The organism is Dechloromonas sp. ZS-1 (genome assembly GCF_039649255.1).
Taxonomy (GTDB): domain Bacteria; phylum Pseudomonadota; class Gammaproteobacteria; order Burkholderiales; family Rhodocyclaceae; genus Azonexus.
Genome location: NZ_JBDIYD010000001.1, coordinates 250,441 through 266,655, shown reverse-complemented (window position 1 = coordinate 266,655; position 16,215 = coordinate 250,441). Strand labels below are relative to the sequence as shown.

General features: G+C 63.6%; 15 protein-coding genes. 7 read left to right on the top strand and 8 right to left on the bottom strand.

From position 1 onward, the window contains the following. The first annotated feature begins 13 nt into the window (after window positions 1–13). A complete protein-coding gene (locus AACO21_RS01295) occupies window positions 14–589 on the top strand; it encodes a 5-formyltetrahydrofolate cyclo-ligase (RefSeq protein ID WP_346190664.1) in 576 nt (191 codons plus the stop codon). Between the two features lies 1 nt (window position 590). On the opposite strand, the gene AACO21_RS01290 is transcribed toward AACO21_RS01295, so the two are convergent. From AACO21_RS01290 to AACO21_RS01270, 5 genes are read right to left on the bottom strand one after another with little or no spacing between them, the layout of a single operon-like run. Further along, window positions 591–872, bottom strand: a complete 282-nt coding sequence (locus tag AACO21_RS01290; RefSeq protein ID WP_346190663.1) for a hypothetical protein — start codon at window positions 870–872, stop codon at window positions 591–593. A 10-nt stretch (window positions 873–882) separates the two neighbouring features. Beyond that, window positions 883–2,049 carry a PatB family C-S lyase gene (locus AACO21_RS01285; RefSeq protein ID WP_346190662.1) on the bottom strand — a complete coding sequence of 389 codons (1,167 nt, stop codon included), beginning with the start codon at window positions 2,047–2,049 and terminating at the stop codon, window positions 883–885. A gap of 5 nt (window positions 2,050–2,054) precedes the next feature. After that, a complete protein-coding gene (gene cysK / locus AACO21_RS01280) occupies window positions 2,055–2,987 on the bottom strand; it encodes a cysteine synthase A (RefSeq protein WP_346190661.1) in 933 nt (310 codons plus the stop codon). A gap of 42 nt (window positions 2,988–3,029) precedes the next feature. After that, entirely contained in the window at window positions 3,030–3,770 is a 741-nt protein-coding gene (locus AACO21_RS01275; protein ID WP_346190660.1) for a hypothetical protein, read from the bottom strand. A 10-nt stretch (window positions 3,771–3,780) separates the two neighbouring features. After that, a complete protein-coding gene (locus tag AACO21_RS01270; protein WP_346190966.1) occupies window positions 3,781–4,776 on the bottom strand; it encodes a sulfate ABC transporter substrate-binding protein in 996 nt (331 codons plus the stop codon). Between the two features lie 202 nt (window positions 4,777–4,978). Between AACO21_RS01270 and adhP the strand changes: the two genes are divergently transcribed. After that, the gene (adhP, locus tag AACO21_RS01265) at window positions 4,979–6,001 is read left to right on the top strand and encodes an alcohol dehydrogenase AdhP (protein ID WP_346190659.1); all 1,023 of its coding nucleotides are present in this window, start codon (window positions 4,979–4,981) and stop codon (window positions 5,999–6,001) included. An 84-nt stretch (window positions 6,002–6,085) separates the two neighbouring features. On the opposite strand, the gene ilvA is transcribed toward adhP, so the two are convergent. Further along, window positions 6,086–7,627 (bottom strand): threonine ammonia-lyase, biosynthetic, encoded by a 1,542-nt coding sequence (gene ilvA, locus AACO21_RS01260; RefSeq protein WP_346190658.1) that lies wholly within the window; start codon window positions 7,625–7,627, stop codon window positions 6,086–6,088. A 39-nt stretch (window positions 7,628–7,666) separates the two neighbouring features. Between ilvA and AACO21_RS01255 the strand changes: the two genes are divergently transcribed. Next, window positions 7,667–8,092, top strand: a complete 426-nt coding sequence (locus AACO21_RS01255; protein WP_346190657.1) for a DedA family protein — start codon at window positions 7,667–7,669, stop codon at window positions 8,090–8,092. Here the strand turns inward: AACO21_RS01255 and AACO21_RS01250 are convergent, their stop codons facing one another. Beyond that, window positions 8,093–8,974, bottom strand: coding sequence for a patatin-like phospholipase family protein (locus AACO21_RS01250; RefSeq protein ID WP_346190656.1), 882 nt, complete (start codon window positions 8,972–8,974; stop codon window positions 8,093–8,095). It lies immediately after the preceding gene. Then, entirely contained in the window at window positions 8,971–9,561 is a 591-nt protein-coding gene (locus tag AACO21_RS01245; protein ID WP_346190655.1) for an OmpA family protein, read from the bottom strand. Before AACO21_RS01245 ends, AACO21_RS01250 begins: the two co-directional genes overlap by 4 nt. A gap of 179 nt (window positions 9,562–9,740) precedes the next feature. On the opposite strand from AACO21_RS01245, the gene AACO21_RS01240 reads away from it, so the two are divergent. The 4 genes from AACO21_RS01240 (at window position 9,741) to AACO21_RS01225 (ending at window position 16,213) form a co-directional block, all read left to right on the top strand. After that, window positions 9,741–13,616 (top strand): DUF3683 domain-containing protein, encoded by a 3,876-nt coding sequence (locus AACO21_RS01240; protein WP_346190654.1) that lies wholly within the window; start codon window positions 9,741–9,743, stop codon window positions 13,614–13,616. Window positions 13,617–13,723: 107 nt separating this feature from the next. Then, complete coding sequence (locus AACO21_RS01235) at window positions 13,724–14,161, top strand: HIT family protein (protein WP_346190653.1); 438 nt, start codon at window positions 13,724–13,726, stop codon at window positions 14,159–14,161. Window position 14,162: 1 nt separating this feature from the next. After that, window positions 14,163–15,728 carry a hypothetical protein gene (locus tag AACO21_RS01230; RefSeq protein WP_346190652.1) on the top strand — a complete coding sequence of 522 codons (1,566 nt, stop codon included), beginning with the start codon at window positions 14,163–14,165 and terminating at the stop codon, window positions 15,726–15,728. 62 nt (window positions 15,729–15,790) lie between these two features. Continuing rightward, complete coding sequence (locus AACO21_RS01225; protein WP_346190651.1) at window positions 15,791–16,213, top strand: DUF971 domain-containing protein; 423 nt, start codon at window positions 15,791–15,793, stop codon at window positions 16,211–16,213. The last annotated feature ends 2 nt before the right edge of the window (window positions 16,214–16,215 follow it).

Genomic DNA, 16,215 nt, shown 5'->3' with positions numbered 1-16,215 from the left:
CTAGATTAGACCAATGACACATCTGGACGAGGATAACACGGCCTGGCGACAGGCGATGCGGCGCGAGATGGTGGCCCGGCGGGCCGCCCTCGCTGCGGCGGTGCATGCCGAGGTGTCGGCGCAGATCGTCGCCCATCTGCTGGTCAGCCTGCCCCGCCCTGCCTGTGTGGCCGTGTGCTGGCCGATCAAGCATGAGCCGGACGTGCGGGCCGTGCTCGCACCGTGGGCCCGCGCCGGTACGCTGGCCGCCTTGCCGGTGGTGGTCGAGGCGGCGCAGCCCCTGGCCTTTCGTGCCTGGACAGCAGAGACGACCCTGCAGCCGGATCGCTACGGCATCCCGACCCCGATCGATGGGCCGTTTGTGATCCCGGACCTGATACTCCTGCCCCTGAACGGTTTTGATGCAGCGGGCTATCGCCTGGGTTATGGCGGCGGTTTCTTCGATCGCACCCTGGCGGCCTTGTCGCCGCGCCCGCTCGCCGTGGGGGTGGGCTTCGAGATCAACCGCCTGCCCTCGATCCGGCCCGAGGCGCACGATCAGCGGCTGGACTGGCTGGTCACCGAGGCCGGCGCAGTCCGCATCGCCTGAGTCAGCTGTTGCGGCGCAGGGCGTAAAGCCCGAGCGCAGCACAGACGCCGCTCAGCGCGGCGAGGATGCTCTGGCGAAAATCGAACAGGCCGGTGCGTAGCGCCAGTTCAAAGGCGTAACCGTGCTGCAGGGTGAGCACCAGGCTGGCTACGAACAGGGCGAAGGCTGCAGCCCGGTGACGACCCCCCTTGCGGGTGGCGATGTCGAAGGCCTGGCCGGCTGCGATGGCCTGCCCGAAGAGGGCCGTGACCAGTGCAAACAAGCTCCACAGGTAGGCGTTCATGCGAGTGTGCTCATGCGGTGGCGGCGCGCCAGGCAATTTCCAGACGTTGCAGGGCGAGGTCCAGGGTGGCCTCGGTGCAGCCGAAATTGAGGCGTAGCCAACCCGGTGCGCCGAAATCCGCCCCGTCGGACAAACCGAGGCCGTGTGCCTCGAAATGGGCGTGCGGGTTGGGCAGATTCAATGCGCGCACATCGAGCCAGGCCAGGTACGTGGCTTCCAGCGGGCTCATTTTGATGCCCGGCAGGCGGTCGACCGTCGCCTGGATGCGGTCGCGATGGCGGCGCAGGGTGGCGATCAGTTCCCGGTGCCAATCGTCGCTGTCCCGGTAGGCGGCTTCGCAGGCCACCATGCCGAGCACGTTGACGTGCGGGATGATGCCGTCCATGACGCGCAGGAAGCGCCGGCGCAGGGCCGGATCGGGAATGACGGCGAAGGCGCAACCGAGACCAGGGATGTTGAAGGTCTTCGAGGGCGCCATCAGGGTGATGGTGCGCCGGGCCATGGCCGGGGACAGGCTGGCAAACGGGATGTGTCGCTGCCCTTCTTCCAGTACCAGGCCGCAATGAATCTCGTCGGAACACACCAGCAGGTCATGGGTTTCGGCCAGTTCGGCCAGGCGTTCGAGCTCCGGGCGCGACCAGCAGCGGCCCACCGGATTGTGCGGATGGCAGAGCATCAACAGGCGTTCACCCGCTGCCGTAGCGGGGGTCGGCTCGCCGACGGTCAACGCCGCGTTCAGGGCCGAAAAGTCCCAGTGCCAGCGGTGCTCCGCATCGCACACCAGATCGACCCGGCGCAAGGTCCGGCCGGCATGGCGCGGGGCGCTGAAAAAGGGCGGATAGACCGGGCCGGCGGTCAGCACCTCGCCTTGTCCGAGGCGGCAGGCGAGGTTGAACCCCGTCACGAGGCCGGGCAGCCAGACAATCCAGTCCGGCTCAATGGCCCAGTCGTAATGACGCTGCAGGTGATCGCGGACGGCCGCATTGGCAGCGGGCGAGCTTTGCCCGTAGCCGAAGACGCCATGGGCGACACGTGCCTGCAAGGCCGCCAGGACGGCCGGCGGGGCGGCGAAATCCATGTCCGCCACCCAGAGCGGCAGGATGTCGCGACCGGCGTACTTCCCCCATTTGATGGAGTCCGTGCCCTGCCGGTCGATCGGATCGGTGAACGATGACACCCGGCTCAGACCTCGAGATGCTGGTAGAGGGCGGTCGACAGGTAGCGTTCGCCGAAGGAGGGAATGATCACGACGATCAGCTTGCCGGCGTTTTCCGGGCGCTTGGCCAGTTCGAGTGCGGCGAAGGTGGCGGCGCCCGAGGAAATGCCGACGAGCAGGCCTTCTTCGGTGGCCATGGCGCGGGCGGTGGCGAAAGCGTCGTCGTTCTTGACGCGGATCACCTCGTCGTAGACGCCGGTGTTGAGCACGCCTGGCACGAAGCCGGCGCCGATGCCCTGGATCGGGTGCGGCCCCTTCTGGCCGCCGGAGAGGACCGGCGAGGCATCCGGCTCGACAGCCACGACCTGCACGCCCGGCTTTTTCGCCTTGAGCACTTCACCGACCCCGGTCACGGTACCGCCCGTGCCGACGCCGGCCACGAAGATATCGACCTGACCGTCGGTGTCGCGCCAGATTTCCTCGGCCGTCGTGTTGCGGTGGATTTCCGGATTGGCCGGGTTTTCGAACTGCTGCGGAATGAAATACTTGGCATCGCTCTCGGCCAGTGCCTTGGCCTTGGCGATGGCGCCGCCCATGCCTTCCGGACCCGGGGTGAGGATCAGTTCGGCACCATAGGCTTTCAAGAGCAGCTTGCGCTCACGGCTCATGGTTTCCGGCATCACGAACGCGGCCTTGATGCCGCGCGCGGCGCAGACCATGGCGAGGCCGATGCCCGTGTTGCCGGAGGTGGGCTCCAGCACCACGGTGTCCGGACCGATCTTGCCGGCGGCGATGGCGGCGTCGAGCATGGCCACGGCGATGCGATCCTTGACGCTGTGCCCCGGGTTGAAGAACTCCAGCTTGGCGACGACGCGGGCGCCGGTGCCTTCGGGCAGGCGGTTGATCTGGACAAGCGGGGTGTTGCCGACGAGTTCGGTGATGTTCTGAGCGATTTTCATGGTCGTGATGTCAGGGAATGAATGAAGTGCATTGTAGGGGAGTCAGAGCCGGCTGTGGGTGGTGCGGCAGCGTGATTCGGGCCGACCGATGAGCGGGCCGCAGGCGAGCCGGAAGCCGGCCTGGCGGAAGATGGCCAGATCTCCAGCGTGCAGGAGGCCGTTTGCGAGCCGTCTGGGAAGTGCTTGGGTGTTGCCCGCTGCACTTGCCCCGGCATCATGCACGACCTGATCGATGGGCACCCCGGCAGGGTATGGCCAGGGGGCGGAAATGCGGTAGCCCCGCTGTCGATAGTTGGCGAGCGCCTGCTGCACGGCGGGGGCGCTCAGATCGCTGCCGCGGACATCGAGCAGGATGTCTTCCGGTGCCAGGCCGCAGCGTTTGAGGATGGCTTCGAAAACCAGGCCATGGTCCTGGCGCACGGCGCTCAAGTGGCGCGGATGCACGGCGAGTTGCAGGAAGCCCCCCGCCCATTGGCGCTGGGCCAGGAAATTCAGGGCGTGGAGGGTGCGGCTCAGACGATCGAACTGAACCACGGCAGCGTCGGTTTCGAGCCGTGCGTAGGCGTCGACCGTCGGCACCGCTTGGCCGTCCGCATCGTGGGCGCTCAGGTGGGCGATATGCCCGACGATCTGCTCACGCTCGAGATCGGCCACCGGCTCGAACAGCGAGTGCAGGTGCAGGCCGCCAAACCAGGCGGCGACGTGGTCGCCTGTCTGGTAGAGGCTGCCCTCACCGGCCAGGCCGGTGAGATTGACGTGATGGATCAGGTCTTCGACCGGCATGGCAGGGTCCTTATTTCTTGAGATAAATCTGGTCGAAGGTGGCGCCATCGGCAAAATGGGCCTTCTGGGCCTGCTGCCAGCCGCCGAAGGTGTCGTCGATGGTCACCAGCTTGAGCTTGGGGAACTGCTTGGCGTAGGCTGCGGCTACCTTCGGGTGGGTCGGGCGGTAGTAGTGGCGGGCAGCGATCTGCTGGCCTTCTTCGGAATACAGATAGTCGAGATAGGCCTGTGCCGTCAGGCGCGTGCCGCGTTTTTCGACCACCTTGTCGATGACGGCGACCGGCGGTTCGGCGAGGATGGAGAGGCTGGGGTAGATGAGTTCGAATTTGTCCTTGCCCAACTCGTTGACCGCCAGCATGGCCTCGTTTTCCCAGGCAATCAGCACATCGCCCAGGCCGCGCTCGACGAAGGTCGTGGTGGCGCCCCGGGCGCCGGTATCGAGCACAGGCACGTTGCGGAAAATGCTGGCCAGGAAATCCTTGGCTTTTTGTTCGTTGCCGCCCGGTTGCTTCAATGCCCAGGCCCAGGCCGCCAGGTAGTTCCAGCGGGCACCGCCTGAGGTCTTTGGATTCGGCGTGATGACGCCGACGCCGGGTTTGGCGAGATCGCCCCAATCCTTGATGGCCTTGGGATTGCCCTTGCGGACCAGGAAGACGATGGTCGAGGTGTAGGGCGAGGCATTGTTCGGGAAACGTTTCTGCCAGTCGGCCGGGATCAGCTTCTTTTCGGCCAGGGCGTCGATGTCGTAGCCCAGGGCCAGCGTCACGACATCGGCCTCGAGGCCATCGGCCACCGAGCGCGCCTGTTTGCCGGAACCGCCATGCGACTGACGGACTTTGACATCCTGCCCGGTCTTGGCCTGCCAGTGCTTGTTGAAGGCGGCGTTGAAGTCCTTGTACAGCTCGCGCGTCGGGTCGTAGGAGACGTTGAGGAGCGTGGTTTGGGCGAGGGCCTGACCGAGGCCGAGGGCGGCGGTCAACGCGGTGATCAGGGCAATTTTGCGCATCATGTTCTCCAAAGGCGGCAACGAGAAGGGATGCGTGCAGTCTAGGAAAATCGAGTTATTCGGTAAAAGAATTGATTTTCACAAATTAATTTCCAAAAAGAATAACAGGCCTTGACTTGCCGCAAAGTGCTGCGGCATCAGCGGCGTAGAGTGAAGCCATGACGCCGTATTGTTGGCGGATCGTGATCAAGGAGGTCGCATCATGGCTGAATACATGAAAGCAGCGGTCGTCCATGCCTTCGGGCAGCCGCTGGTGATTGAATCTGTCCCCGTTCCCGAGGTGCCGCCCGGCCAGATTCTCGTCAAGATCGAAGCATCCGGCGTGTGTCACACCGACCTGCATGCCGCAGAAGGGGATTGGCCGGTCAAGCCGCCCCTGCCCTTCATTCCCGGCCACGAAGGCGTGGGCTATGTCGCCAAGGTCGGGGCCGGTGTGACCTGGGTCAAGGAGGGCGACCGCGTTGGCGTGCCCTGGCTGCATACGGCCTGCGGTCACTGCGAACATTGCATCACCGGCTGGGAAACCCTGTGCGACAGCCAGCAGATGACCGGCTACTCGGTGAATGGCGGCTATGCCGAATATGTCCTGGCCGATCCCGCTTATGTTGGCAAATTGCCGGACAGCCTGGCTTTCGAACCGGCGGCGCCGGTCCTGTGTGCCGGCGTCACCGTCTATAAGGGTCTCAAAGTGCTCGATTGCAAGCCGGGCGACTGGGTGGTGATCTCCGGCATTGGCGGCCTCGGTCACATGGCGGTGCAATACGCCAAGGCCATGGGCTTTCACGTGATCGCCGTCGATGTGACACCGGAAAAACTGGCGCTGGCGCGCAGTCTGGGGGCGGATGAGACGATCAATGCCCTGACCGATGATCCGGTGCAACAGGTGCAGAAGCAGATTCGCGGCGCGCATGGCGTGCTGGTGACGGCCGTTTCGCGGGCGGCATTCAACCAGGGCGTGGGCATGCTGCACAAGCGGGGGACGATGTCCCTGGTCGGCTTGCCGCCGGGCGGTTTCGAACTGCCGATTTTCGACGTGGTGCTGAACGCCAAGACCGTGCGGGGCTCCATCGTCGGGACGCGCAAGGATTTGCAGGAGTCGCTGATGTTTGCCGGTGAAGGCAAGGTGCAGGCGCACTACAGCATGGATCGCCTGGATAACATCAACGCCATTTTCGACCGCATGCGGGCGGGCGGCATCGATGGCCGGATTGTCGTGACCGTGTAGACGGATTGAGGGCCTGGGCGACGGTCGACCGCCGCCCAGGCCCCAAAATGGACTCCGGATGGTGCGGGCCCGGCCCGCGACAGATCAGCCGAGGAAGAGCTGGTACGCCGGGTTGGCGTTCTCGTCCCAGTAGGCGTAGCCCAGATCGTCGAGGAACTGGCGGAAGGCCGCCATGTCGTGCTCGGGCACCTGCATGCCGACCAGCACGCGACCGTAGTCGGCGCCGTGGTTGCGGTAGTGGAAGAGGCTGATGTTCCAGCCGGCACTCATGCGGTTCAGGAAATTCATCAGCGCACCCGGGCGTTCCGGGAATTCGAAACGGTAGATCAGCTCCTTCAGGCCGCTGGCCGGTTCGCCGCAGGCGCGCGGGGCATGCCCGCCGACCAGATGGCGCACATGGTTCTTGGCCATTTCGTCATCGGTCAGGTCGATGGTCGGGTAGCCGTGCTTTTGCAGGCTATCGACCAGCTTGTGCGTTTCCTTGCGGTCGGCAACCTGAATGCCGACAAAGATGTGTGCCGCGCGGTCGTCGTGGTAGCGGTAGTTGAATTCGGTGATGTTCCGGTTGCCGATCAGGGACAGGAACTTCTTGTAGGCACCCGGCTTTTCCGGCAGCGTGGCGGCAAAGACGGCCTCGCGCTGTTCGCCGATTTCGGCCCGTTCGGCGACGAAGCGCAGGCGGTCGAAGTTCATGTTGGCACCGGAGGTCACCGCTACCAGATTCTTGTCCTTCAGCTTGTGCTGACGGGCGTATTCCTTGGCCCCGGCAACGGCCAGCGCGCCCGACGGTTCGAGAATGGAACGGGTGTCTTCGAAGACATCCTTGATCGCGGCGCAGATGGCATCCGTATCGACCAGGATCACCTCATCGAGGAATTCCTTGCAGACCCGGAAGGTCTCTTCACCGACCATCTTGACCGCCGTACCGTCTGCAAACAGGCCGACCTGCTCCAGACGCACGCGTTTGCCTGCCGCCAGGGACTGACGCATTGCATCGGCATCGAAAGTCTCGACGCCGATGACCTTGATTTCCGGACGCAGGCGCTTGATGTAGGCCGCGACCCCCGCCGCCAGACCGCCGCCGCCGATGGCGCAGAAGACGGCATGAATCGGCCCGTTGTGGCGGGCGTGCTGGCGCAGGACTTCGAGGGCGACCGTGCCCTGGCCGGCGATCACTTCCGGATCGTCGAAGGGATGGACGAAGGTCAGCTTCTCGGATTTTTCCAGCTCCAGCGCTTTTGCATACGCGTCGTCGTAGGAGGTACCGGCCAGGACGACCTCACCGCCCCGGCGGCGCACGGCTTCGATCTTGATCGCCGGGGTGGTTTCCGGCATCACGATGACGGCGCGGCAGCCGATCTTGCTGGCCGAGAGGGCGACGCCTTGCGCGTGATTGCCGGCGGACGCACAGATCACGCCGCGCTTGAGCTTCTCGGCCGAGAGGCTGGCAATCTTGTTGTAAGCGCCCCGCAGCTTGAAGGAAAACACCGGCTGCATGTCCTCGCGCTTCAGCCAAATCTTGTTGTGCACGCGGGTCGAAAGGTTGGCGGCCAGGTCGAGCGGCGTTTCGACCGCCACATCATAGACCTGGGCATTCAGGACTTTTTCGAGATAATCCGGGTGCATCGTGCTGGCTCAACGTGAGGAAAAAAGGAGATTCTACGGGTGGAGTGGCTAAACGTCACGGCAGAACAAGGACTTGCCGGCCTGGTTTTGGCCAGTTTTCTCGCGTCGACCGTCCTGCCGGTCAGTTCGGAAGCATTGCTCTGGGCATTTCTCAGTCAGCATCCGGAACAGGTGAGCAGCGCCCTGTTGCTGGCGACGCTGGGCAACACGGCGGGCGGCATGGTCTCCTGGGCCTGTGGCCGCTACATGCCCCGCTGGCGGCGACTCGAGACCTTGCCTTACAAGGCACCGCTTGAACGTTGGGGGAGTGCTGCCCTGCTGCTTTCCTGGGTGCCCCTTGTCGGCGATGCCTTGTGCGTGGGCGCCGGCTGGCTGCGCCTGCATTGGCTGCCCTGCGCCGTGTTCATGCTGCTCGGCAAGGCCGCCCGTTACTGGCTGATCGCCCAGGCTGCCTTGCCGGCCTGATCAGCCCTTGCGCCGGACGTTGCGGACCAGGCGTTCGCGGATCAGCGGGGCCATGCGCGCCCCGGCCTGCTGCCCGGCCGCAATCAGGACCTTGCGGGCATTGAAATCGGTGCTCGGGATATGACCGATGGGCGGGCGGATGACCAGATCGGCCTGCGCCACATCGTGGGTGCGCAGCGATTGGCCCATGATCTCGAAAGAACGGAGGAGCAATCCATAGAGGCCCGGTGTGGCGCCCGGATTGGTTTCCGGGGTGGCGATATCGACCGCAACGATCAGTTCGGCCCCCGCCTTGCGGGCGGTTTGGACGGGGATCGGGCTGACCAGCCCGCCGTCCAGATATTCCCGCTGCCCATCGCTGGCCGGAATGAACACGCCCGGAATGGCACAGGAGGCCCGGACGGCAAAGCCGGTATCGCCGCGCGAGAAGGTGCTCATCTCGCCGCTCGGAAATTGTGTGGCGACGGCAATGAAACGGGTCGGCAGGGCTTCGATCGGGCGGTTTTGCACCTGACGATTGACGAAGTCCTGCAGGCTGCGGCCGGTGACCATGCCACGGGCGCCGGTGCCGGCCACCAGGTCGATGATCTCCTCGTCGCGCACCTTCAGGGCCAGGTCTTCCATCTGATTGCCGGTAAAGCCGGCGGCCCAGAGGGCGCCGATCAGCGAGCCGGCGCTGCAGCCGACGATGACGTCGGGGCGGAGTCCGGCTGCTTCGATGGCCTTGATCACGCCAATGTGGGCAAAGCCACGGGCCGAACCGCCGCCCAGGACAACGCCCAGGGTCGGCTTGCTGCCGCCTTCATGTTGCGCCAGGCCGACTGTCGGCAGCACGGCCGCGCCCAGCCCGGCCAGCAGGAGATGGCGTCGTTGATCGTTCATGACGGCTCGCGCTTCAGTTTGGCTTCCAGTTGATCGCGCAATTTGTCGAAAGCGGCTTCAAATGCGTTGGCCGGCTCGCCGCGCGTCAGGTTTTCCACTGTTTCGCCCAGGATGATCAGTTCGACACGGCGGTTGAGTTTGCGACCGAGCTCGCTGTCGTTCGGTGCAATCGGCTTCTCCTCGCCCAGGCCGGTCACCTGGGTGCGCTCTTTCGGCAGACCGCGGGCCAGCAGCGCATCGCGCACGACCGTTGCGCGCTTTTCCGACAGGGCCTTGTTGGCGGCGGCGCTGCCGACGCTGTCCGTGTGGCCTTCGAGCGCGACGTTATGCGTGGTCTTGTCCTTCAGAAGTTGCACAACACGGTCGAGGTAGGGGCCGGATTCGGTGGTGTTCAGGTCTGCCTTGCCGAAATCGAAGAGGACATTGTCGGGCAGCCAGATCATCACGCCGCGCTCGGTTTGGGCAATGGCCAGGCGGACGGCGGGGGGCGGCTCAGCCGGCTTGGGCGCGCTGGCACAGGCGGTGAGCAGCAGGGCGCTGGCTAGCAGGCTGGTAAAACGCAGGAAAAGAGAGCGGGTTGCAAGCATGAAAATCACCTGTTGGTGGGAAAACGCACGGGAGTGCCGACAGTAAAGCCTGTTTTTTGCGCTGTAAAGTCAATGTTTGTAAGGAATGAACCTTTCCTGAGGGCTTCCGGTCTACCCGGCCCCGCGTGTTGCGCCGCAATACGGTAAAATTCACCTTTTGACAGATCCCGGCTGCTGCCATGACTGCCCGCCTGCGCGAAATCCCCTACAACTACACCTCGTTTTCCGATCGTGAGATCGTCATCCGTCTGCTCGGCGCCGATAACTGGGCCGTGCTCGATGAGCTGCGCGCCGAGCGCGTCACCGGTCGCTCCGCCCGCATGCTGTACGAGGTCCTGGGCGACATCTGGGTCGTGCAGCGCAACCCGTATCTGGAAGACGATCTGCTGCACAACCGCGATCGCCGCGAAGCCTTGGTGACGGCCCTGCGCCATCGCCTGCGCGAAGTGGAAAAGCGCCGCGCCGAAAGCGAAGGCGAAGATGCGGAGCGCGCGGCCAAGGTCAAGCGCCTGGTCGATGCGGCACAGCAGGCTGTTAACCGCTTCGAAGCCCGCTTTGGCGAAACCCTGGATTTGCGCCGCAAGGTGCAGAAGGTCCTCGGCAAGCATACGCGCAAGGACAACATCGCCTTCGACGGCCTGGCCCGCGTTTCGCACGTGACCGATGCCACCGACTGGCGCGTCGAATATCCCTTCGTGGTTCTCTATCCGGATACCGAGGAAGAAATCGGCCATCTGGTGCGCGGCTGTATCGAAGCCGGCCTGACCATCATCCCGCGTGGGGGCGGTACCGGCTATACCGGCGGCGCCGTGCCGCTGACGCCCTACTCTGCCGTGATCAACACGGAAAAGCTGATCGACATGAGCCCGGTCGAGAATGTCGTTCTCCCGGGGCATACGGAAGCCTACGCCACCATCCGTACGGGTGCCGGCGTGGTCACCGACCGTGTCTCCGAAGCCGCCTCGCTGGCCGGCCGCGTCTTTGCCGTCGACCCGACCTCGGCCTCGGCCTCCTGTATCGGCGGCAACATTGCGATGAACGCCGGTGGCAAGAAGGCCGTGCTGTGGGGAACCGCGCTCGACAACCTGGCCTGGTGGAAGATGGTCGATCCGGACGGCAACTGGCTGGAAGTCGAACGCCTGAACCACAACTACGGCAAGATTCACGAGCAGGAAAAAGTCGAATTCCGCCTGAAGCGTTTCGACCCGAGCGGCAAGAAGCTGCTCAAGGAAGAAATCCTGACCATGCCGGGTGCGGCCTGCCGCAAGGTCGGTCTGGGCAAGGACGTTACCGACAAGTTCCTCGGTGGCGTGCCGGGTGTGCAGAAGGAAGGCACCGACGGCATCATCGTCGCGGCGCGCTGGGTGCTGCACAAGATGCCGCCTGTGGCGCGGACCGTCTGTCTGGAGTTCTTCGGCCAGGTTCGCGAAGCCGTGCCGGCCATCGTTGAAATTACCGATTACTTCAAGCCGGGCGGTGCCGGGCATGCGGCCGGCGTCCAGCTGGCCGGTCTGGAGCACCTCGACGAGCGCTATGTGAAGGCCGTCGGCTACGCGACCAAGGCCAAGCGCCACGGTCGCCCGAAAATGGTGCTGATCGGCGACATCGTCGGTCACGACGAAGACGCCGTGATGAAGGCCGCGTCGGAAGTCGTGCGCATGTGCAACCTGCGTGCCGCCGAGGGCTTCATTGCGGTCGACGCCGAAACGCGCAAGAAATTCTGGCTGGACCGTTCGCGGACTGCGGCCATTTCGCGTCACACCAACGCCTTCAAGGTCAATGAAGACGTGGTGATTCCGCTGCCGCGCATGGGCGAATATTGCGACGGCATCGAGCGCATCAACATCGAGCTGTCCACGCAGAACAAATTGGCCCTCTGCGACGCGTTGACCGTCTTCCTCTCGGCCGATCTGCCCCTGCATGAGGGCGATGCCAATGTCGACAAGAGCGTCCTGATCGGTGACCGCCGCCAGGCCGCCCTGGATTACGTCGCCGCCGTGCGCCGTCGCTGGGCCTGGTTGCTCGACAACCTGGATCTGCCGCTGGCCGAGGCCGAGGCGCAGTTTGCCGAATTCGGCGTGGCCGCTGGCGAACTGACCAACAAGGCTGCCGATCCCAAGCTCTTCCACCGTCTGCAGGACTTCTCCGTGCGCACCTCCTGGAAGCAGGAGTTGAAGGCCCGCCTGTCCAAGATTTTCGACGGTTCGCTCTATCGCCCGATTCTGGAGCGCATCGAGACCATACATAAGGATGTCCTGCGCGGCCGCGTTTTCGTCGCGCTGCACATGCACGCCGGCGATGGCAACGTGCACACCAACATCCCGGTCAACTCCGACAACTACGAGATGCTGCAAACGGCCCACAAGGCCGTCGATCGCATCATGCATCTGGCGCGGGGTCTGGATGGGGTGATTTCCGGTGAGCACGGGATCGGGATCACCAAGCTCGAATTCCTAACCGAGGCCGAACTGGCGCCTTTCCGCGCCTACAAGCAGAAGGTCGATCCGGAAGGCCGTTTCAACAAGGGCAAGCTGATGCCCGGCGGCGACATGGGCAATGCCTACACGCCGTCGTTCAGCCTGCTCGGCACCGAGTCGCTGATCATGGAGCAGTCCGAGATCGGCACGATTTCGGAGATGGTCAAGAACTGCCTGCGCTGCGGAAAGTGCAAGCCGGTCTGCTCGACCCACGTGCCGCGCGCCAACCTGCTCTACAGCCCGCGCAACAAGATTCTCGCCACGTCCTTGCTGGTCGAGGCCTTCCTGTACGAAGAACAGACCCGGCGCGGCATCTCGCTCAAGCATTTCGACGAGTTCAACGATGTCGCCGACCATTGCACGGTCTGCCATCGCTGCGTGAAGCCCTGCCCGGTCGATATCGACTTCGGTGATGTGTCGGTGGCGATGCGCAACTTCCTCCGGAAGCAGGACAAAAAGCGCTTCAGTCCGGGGACGGCCGCAGCCATGGCCTTCCTGACGGCCAAGGATCCGGCGACGATCAAGTTCATGCGCGCCGGCATGATGGAATTCGGTTTCAAGGCCCAGCGTCTGGCCCACAAGGCGGCCAAGGCTGTCGGCCTGGTGCAGGAAACGCGCAAGGCGCCGCCGGCCTCGCTCGGCGCACCGACCGTGAAGACCCAGATCATCCACTTCATGAACCGGCCGATGCCGGGCAACCTGCCCAAGCGTACCTCGCGCGGCCTGCTCGATATCGAAGACGACAAGGTCATCCCGGTCATCCGCAATCCCAAGAAGACGACGGAGGATTCCGATGCTGTCTTCTACTTCCCGGGCTGCGGTTCCGAGCGCCTGTTCTCGCAGGTCGGTCTGGCCACCCAGGCCATGCTCTATGAAGTCGGGGCGACCACCGTGCTGCCGCCGGGTTACCTGTGCTGTGGTTACCCGCAGACCTCGTCCGGCGATGAGGACAAGGGCCAGCAGATCACGACGGACAACCGCGTGCTCTTCCACCGTGTCGCCAATACGCTGAACTACCTCGACATCAAGACGGTGATCGTCTCCTGCGGCACCTGTATGGATCAGCTGCAGAAGTACCAGTTCGAGAAAATCTTCCCGGGCTGCCGCCTGCTCGATATCCACGAATATCTGATGGAAAAGGGCGTCAAGCTCGACGGCGTCAGCGGTACGCGCTACATGTACCACGACCCCTGCCACACGCCGATGAAGGCCTACAACCCGCTGGCCGTGACCAAGGCGCTCATGGGCCAGGAGGTGCCGCTCAACGACCGCTGCTGCGGCGATTCCGGTTCCTTCGCCTACTCGCGTCCGGATATCGCCACGCAGGTGAAATTCCGCAAGCAGCAGGAAATCGAGAAGGGGGCAGAAAAGCTCCGCGCTGACGGCTTCCAGGGGGATGTGAAGATCCTGACCTCCTGCCCGGCCTGTCTGCAGGGCCTGTCCCGTTATGACGATGATGCCGGCACGCAGGCCGACTACATCGTGGTCGAAATGGCCAAGCGCCTGCTTGGCGACAACTGGATGGCTGATTACGTTGGCAAGGCCAATCAGGGTGGGATTGAGCGCGTTTTGCTCTGATTTTTGAGGTTGACCGTCGGGAAGTTACCAAATTTAACGATTTGGCAGCTTCCCGACAGCTTCTTACGGTGTAATCTTGGGCTGAAACAACCCGAAACACCGTCAAGATGGACCTTTCCTGCGAACTGTGCCGCGAACCCGGCGGCGAACTCCTCTGGCAATCCGAGCGCTGCCGCATCATCCGCGTTGCGGACCCTGCTTATCCCGGTTTTTGCCGGGTGATCTGGCACGATCATGTGCGGGAAATGAGCGATTTGTCGCCGCACGACCGCCAGCAGCTGATGGAGATCGTGCTCATCGTCGAGTCCGTGGTCCGCAGCCTGTTCCGGCCTGACAAGATCAACCTTGCGGCGTTTGGCAACATGGTGCCGCATCTGCATTGGCACATCATTCCCCGTTGGCGGGACGACAAACATTTCCCGGAACCGATTTGGGGCAAGGTCGCCCGCCCGGATGCGCGGCCGGCGGTCGACGCTGTATCGAGCCCGGTTTTGGCGGATCGCCTGAAAACGGCGCTGGCGGATGCCGGCTACGGAGCACGTTGACATGGCCGACGTGCCGGTGATCCCGAACGCGCAGGCCGGGCTGGCCTATTTGGCCAGCCTCGAACTCAGCCAGCCGGCGCAGGCCTGTGATGATTTGCGTCTCCTGCTCGAGACCCTGTGCCGAACACCGCCGGCAGCACCGGAGTTGTTCGCGATCCTGGAACAGGCGCGTTCCACCGTCGCTTATCTGACCACGGAGCTGGGGCGCTACTATCGCGACCGGCCCCTGCCATTGGCGCCCTTTGAAGTCCAGATGTTCCTGCGCATCGTCGGCCTTCAGGACATGATGGCGCGCGGCTATGCCTTGTGCGCCCAACTGGTTGACCCCAATCCGGACGATCCGGCACTGCCGCTCGTCCTGGCAACCCTGGTACAACGGTGTATCGGCTATTTTTCCGAAGTGTTTTACGAACATTTCCGGGCCCACCAGAGTATTCCTGCCGGCTTGTGGCAAGAAGTGAATGGCTATTTTGCGTCGGCTGAGTCCCTGGGCATTGCCCGGATTACGGTTCAGGACGAGGCTCAGACGGCGAGTTGCTTCACCACCTACCTGACGCTCTTGCTCGTGGATATCGCCAATCCCTATGCGCTCGGTGCACGCCGGGTCGGGCAGACCATCCTGCTCGCCCGCAAATGGGCGGGGCTGTGCCAAATCATTCCCCCGGGCAAAGCGGCGCGTCAGGGCTACGTACTCGATCTGGCCGCAGACCATGGCGTGGCGCGCTTGCCGGAGGACGCGGCGCAGCGTTGGCAGGAGCACGAGCGTCTCGTCGACACCTCGCCCCTGGAGCAGCAACTGCGGCATCACTATGCATTGCTGCGTCAGGGCGAATCGGCTGCCTCTTTGGGCCTGCCGGATGAAACACCGCACCAGCTGGGCCGCCTGCTCAAGCGCCTGCTCCATCCGTGGCGCTTGAAAGGCTTGCCTCGTCGCTATCGCCGTCACATGACGTCCACAACGATCCAGGTTGCCGTGGGCTTCGAGAATATGTACGCCGCTATTGCCGGTCAGCCTTTTGTCGACCCGGAAACGGCCTTGGTGACCCGGCGCGATTTCGATGCCCTATTCACCTTCCGTGATCGGGTGGACAGCGAAGTCAAGGCGGTGCCAAAGCCAGACATTCGTGTTGGCACAGCGTGGCCCGTTGTCGATCATTCCGTGAGTGGTTATTGCCTGCAATGTCCGGTCGGCGGGGCTGAACGGGTGGCATTCGGCCAGTTGCTCGCCTTGCATCTGCATGACGGCGAACATTTCATGCTGGCAACGGTGGCCTGGATTCAACAATCCGAGCAACGGGTCACCCTCGGGGTCGAGATGTTGCCCGGCAAACCTGAGGCCGTCACTTTGCGCACCCTGGAAGGCCCGACACTACCCAGTTCCCCGGCTTTCTTACTGCCGCCTATTCCGACGATTGCCCAGGAGGCTTCGCTGATCGCCCAAAGCGGCATCTATCAGGGAGGGCGTCGCCGTGAAATTTTTGTCGGCGGACGCTGGCAAGCGATTCGCCTGGCACATATCCAGCATCACGGATTCGACTTCGATCGCATCAGTTACGAAACCCTTTGACCTGTCTCAGCGTCAGAGTGGGGTGAGTACGGTAAACTATCGCCCCAACTGCGGAGGTCATCATGGCGGGTATTGATCGGGACACCCCGATTCCGAACGAAATCAAGCTGCACCAGAAGTCGCGCAAGCTTGAGCTTATCTATGAACAGGACGAGCGTTACGAACTCGACTTCGAGTTCCTGCGCGTGTACACCCCGTCTGCCGAGGCGCGTGGACATGGACCCGGTCAGGAAGTCCTGCAAACCGGCAAGCGTCATGTCGATATCGAGCGCATCGAACCGGTCGGCACTTACGCCTTGCGGTTGATCTTCTCGGATGGGCACGATAGCGGCCTGTATTCCTGGGATCTCCTGTACAACTTCGGAAAGCACCGCGACGCCCTCTGGCAGGAATATCTGCAGCAAATCGAGGCCCAGGGCCTTTCCCGTGACATCGATACGACTTCCCGCCCCGCTGCGACTGGCGGGTGCGGCCATCACCACTGAGA

Coding starts and splice junctions, on each gene's coding strand:
- AACO21_RS01295 (WP_346190664.1), top strand. CDS start 14: ATGACACATCTGGACGAGGATAACACGGCCTGGCGACAGGCGATGCGG.
- AACO21_RS01290 (WP_346190663.1), bottom strand. CDS start 872: ATGAACGCCTACCTGTGGAGCTTGTTTGCACTGGTCACGGCCCTCTTC.
- cysK (WP_346190661.1), bottom strand. CDS start 2,987: ATGAAAATCGCTCAGAACATCACCGAACTCGTCGGCAACACCCCGCTT.
- AACO21_RS01275 (WP_346190660.1), bottom strand. CDS start 3,770: ATGCCGGTCGAAGACCTGATCCATCACGTCAATCTCACCGGCCTGGCC.
- AACO21_RS01270 (WP_346190966.1), bottom strand. CDS start 4,776: ATGCGCAAAATTGCCCTGATCACCGCGTTGACCGCCGCCCTCGGCCTC.
- adhP (WP_346190659.1), top strand. CDS start 4,979: ATGGCTGAATACATGAAAGCAGCGGTCGTCCATGCCTTCGGGCAGCCG.
- ilvA (WP_346190658.1), bottom strand. CDS start 7,627: ATGCACCCGGATTATCTCGAAAAAGTCCTGAATGCCCAGGTCTATGAT.
- AACO21_RS01250 (WP_346190656.1), bottom strand. CDS start 8,974: ATGAACGATCAACGACGCCATCTCCTGCTGGCCGGGCTGGGCGCGGCC.
- AACO21_RS01245 (WP_346190655.1), bottom strand. CDS start 9,561: ATGCTTGCAACCCGCTCTCTTTTCCTGCGTTTTACCAGCCTGCTAGCC.
- AACO21_RS01240 (WP_346190654.1), top strand. CDS start 9,741: ATGACTGCCCGCCTGCGCGAAATCCCCTACAACTACACCTCGTTTTCC.
- AACO21_RS01235 (WP_346190653.1), top strand. CDS start 13,724: ATGGACCTTTCCTGCGAACTGTGCCGCGAACCCGGCGGCGAACTCCTC.
- AACO21_RS01230 (WP_346190652.1), top strand. CDS start 14,163: ATGGCCGACGTGCCGGTGATCCCGAACGCGCAGGCCGGGCTGGCCTAT.
- AACO21_RS01225 (WP_346190651.1), top strand. CDS start 15,791: ATGGCGGGTATTGATCGGGACACCCCGATTCCGAACGAAATCAAGCTG.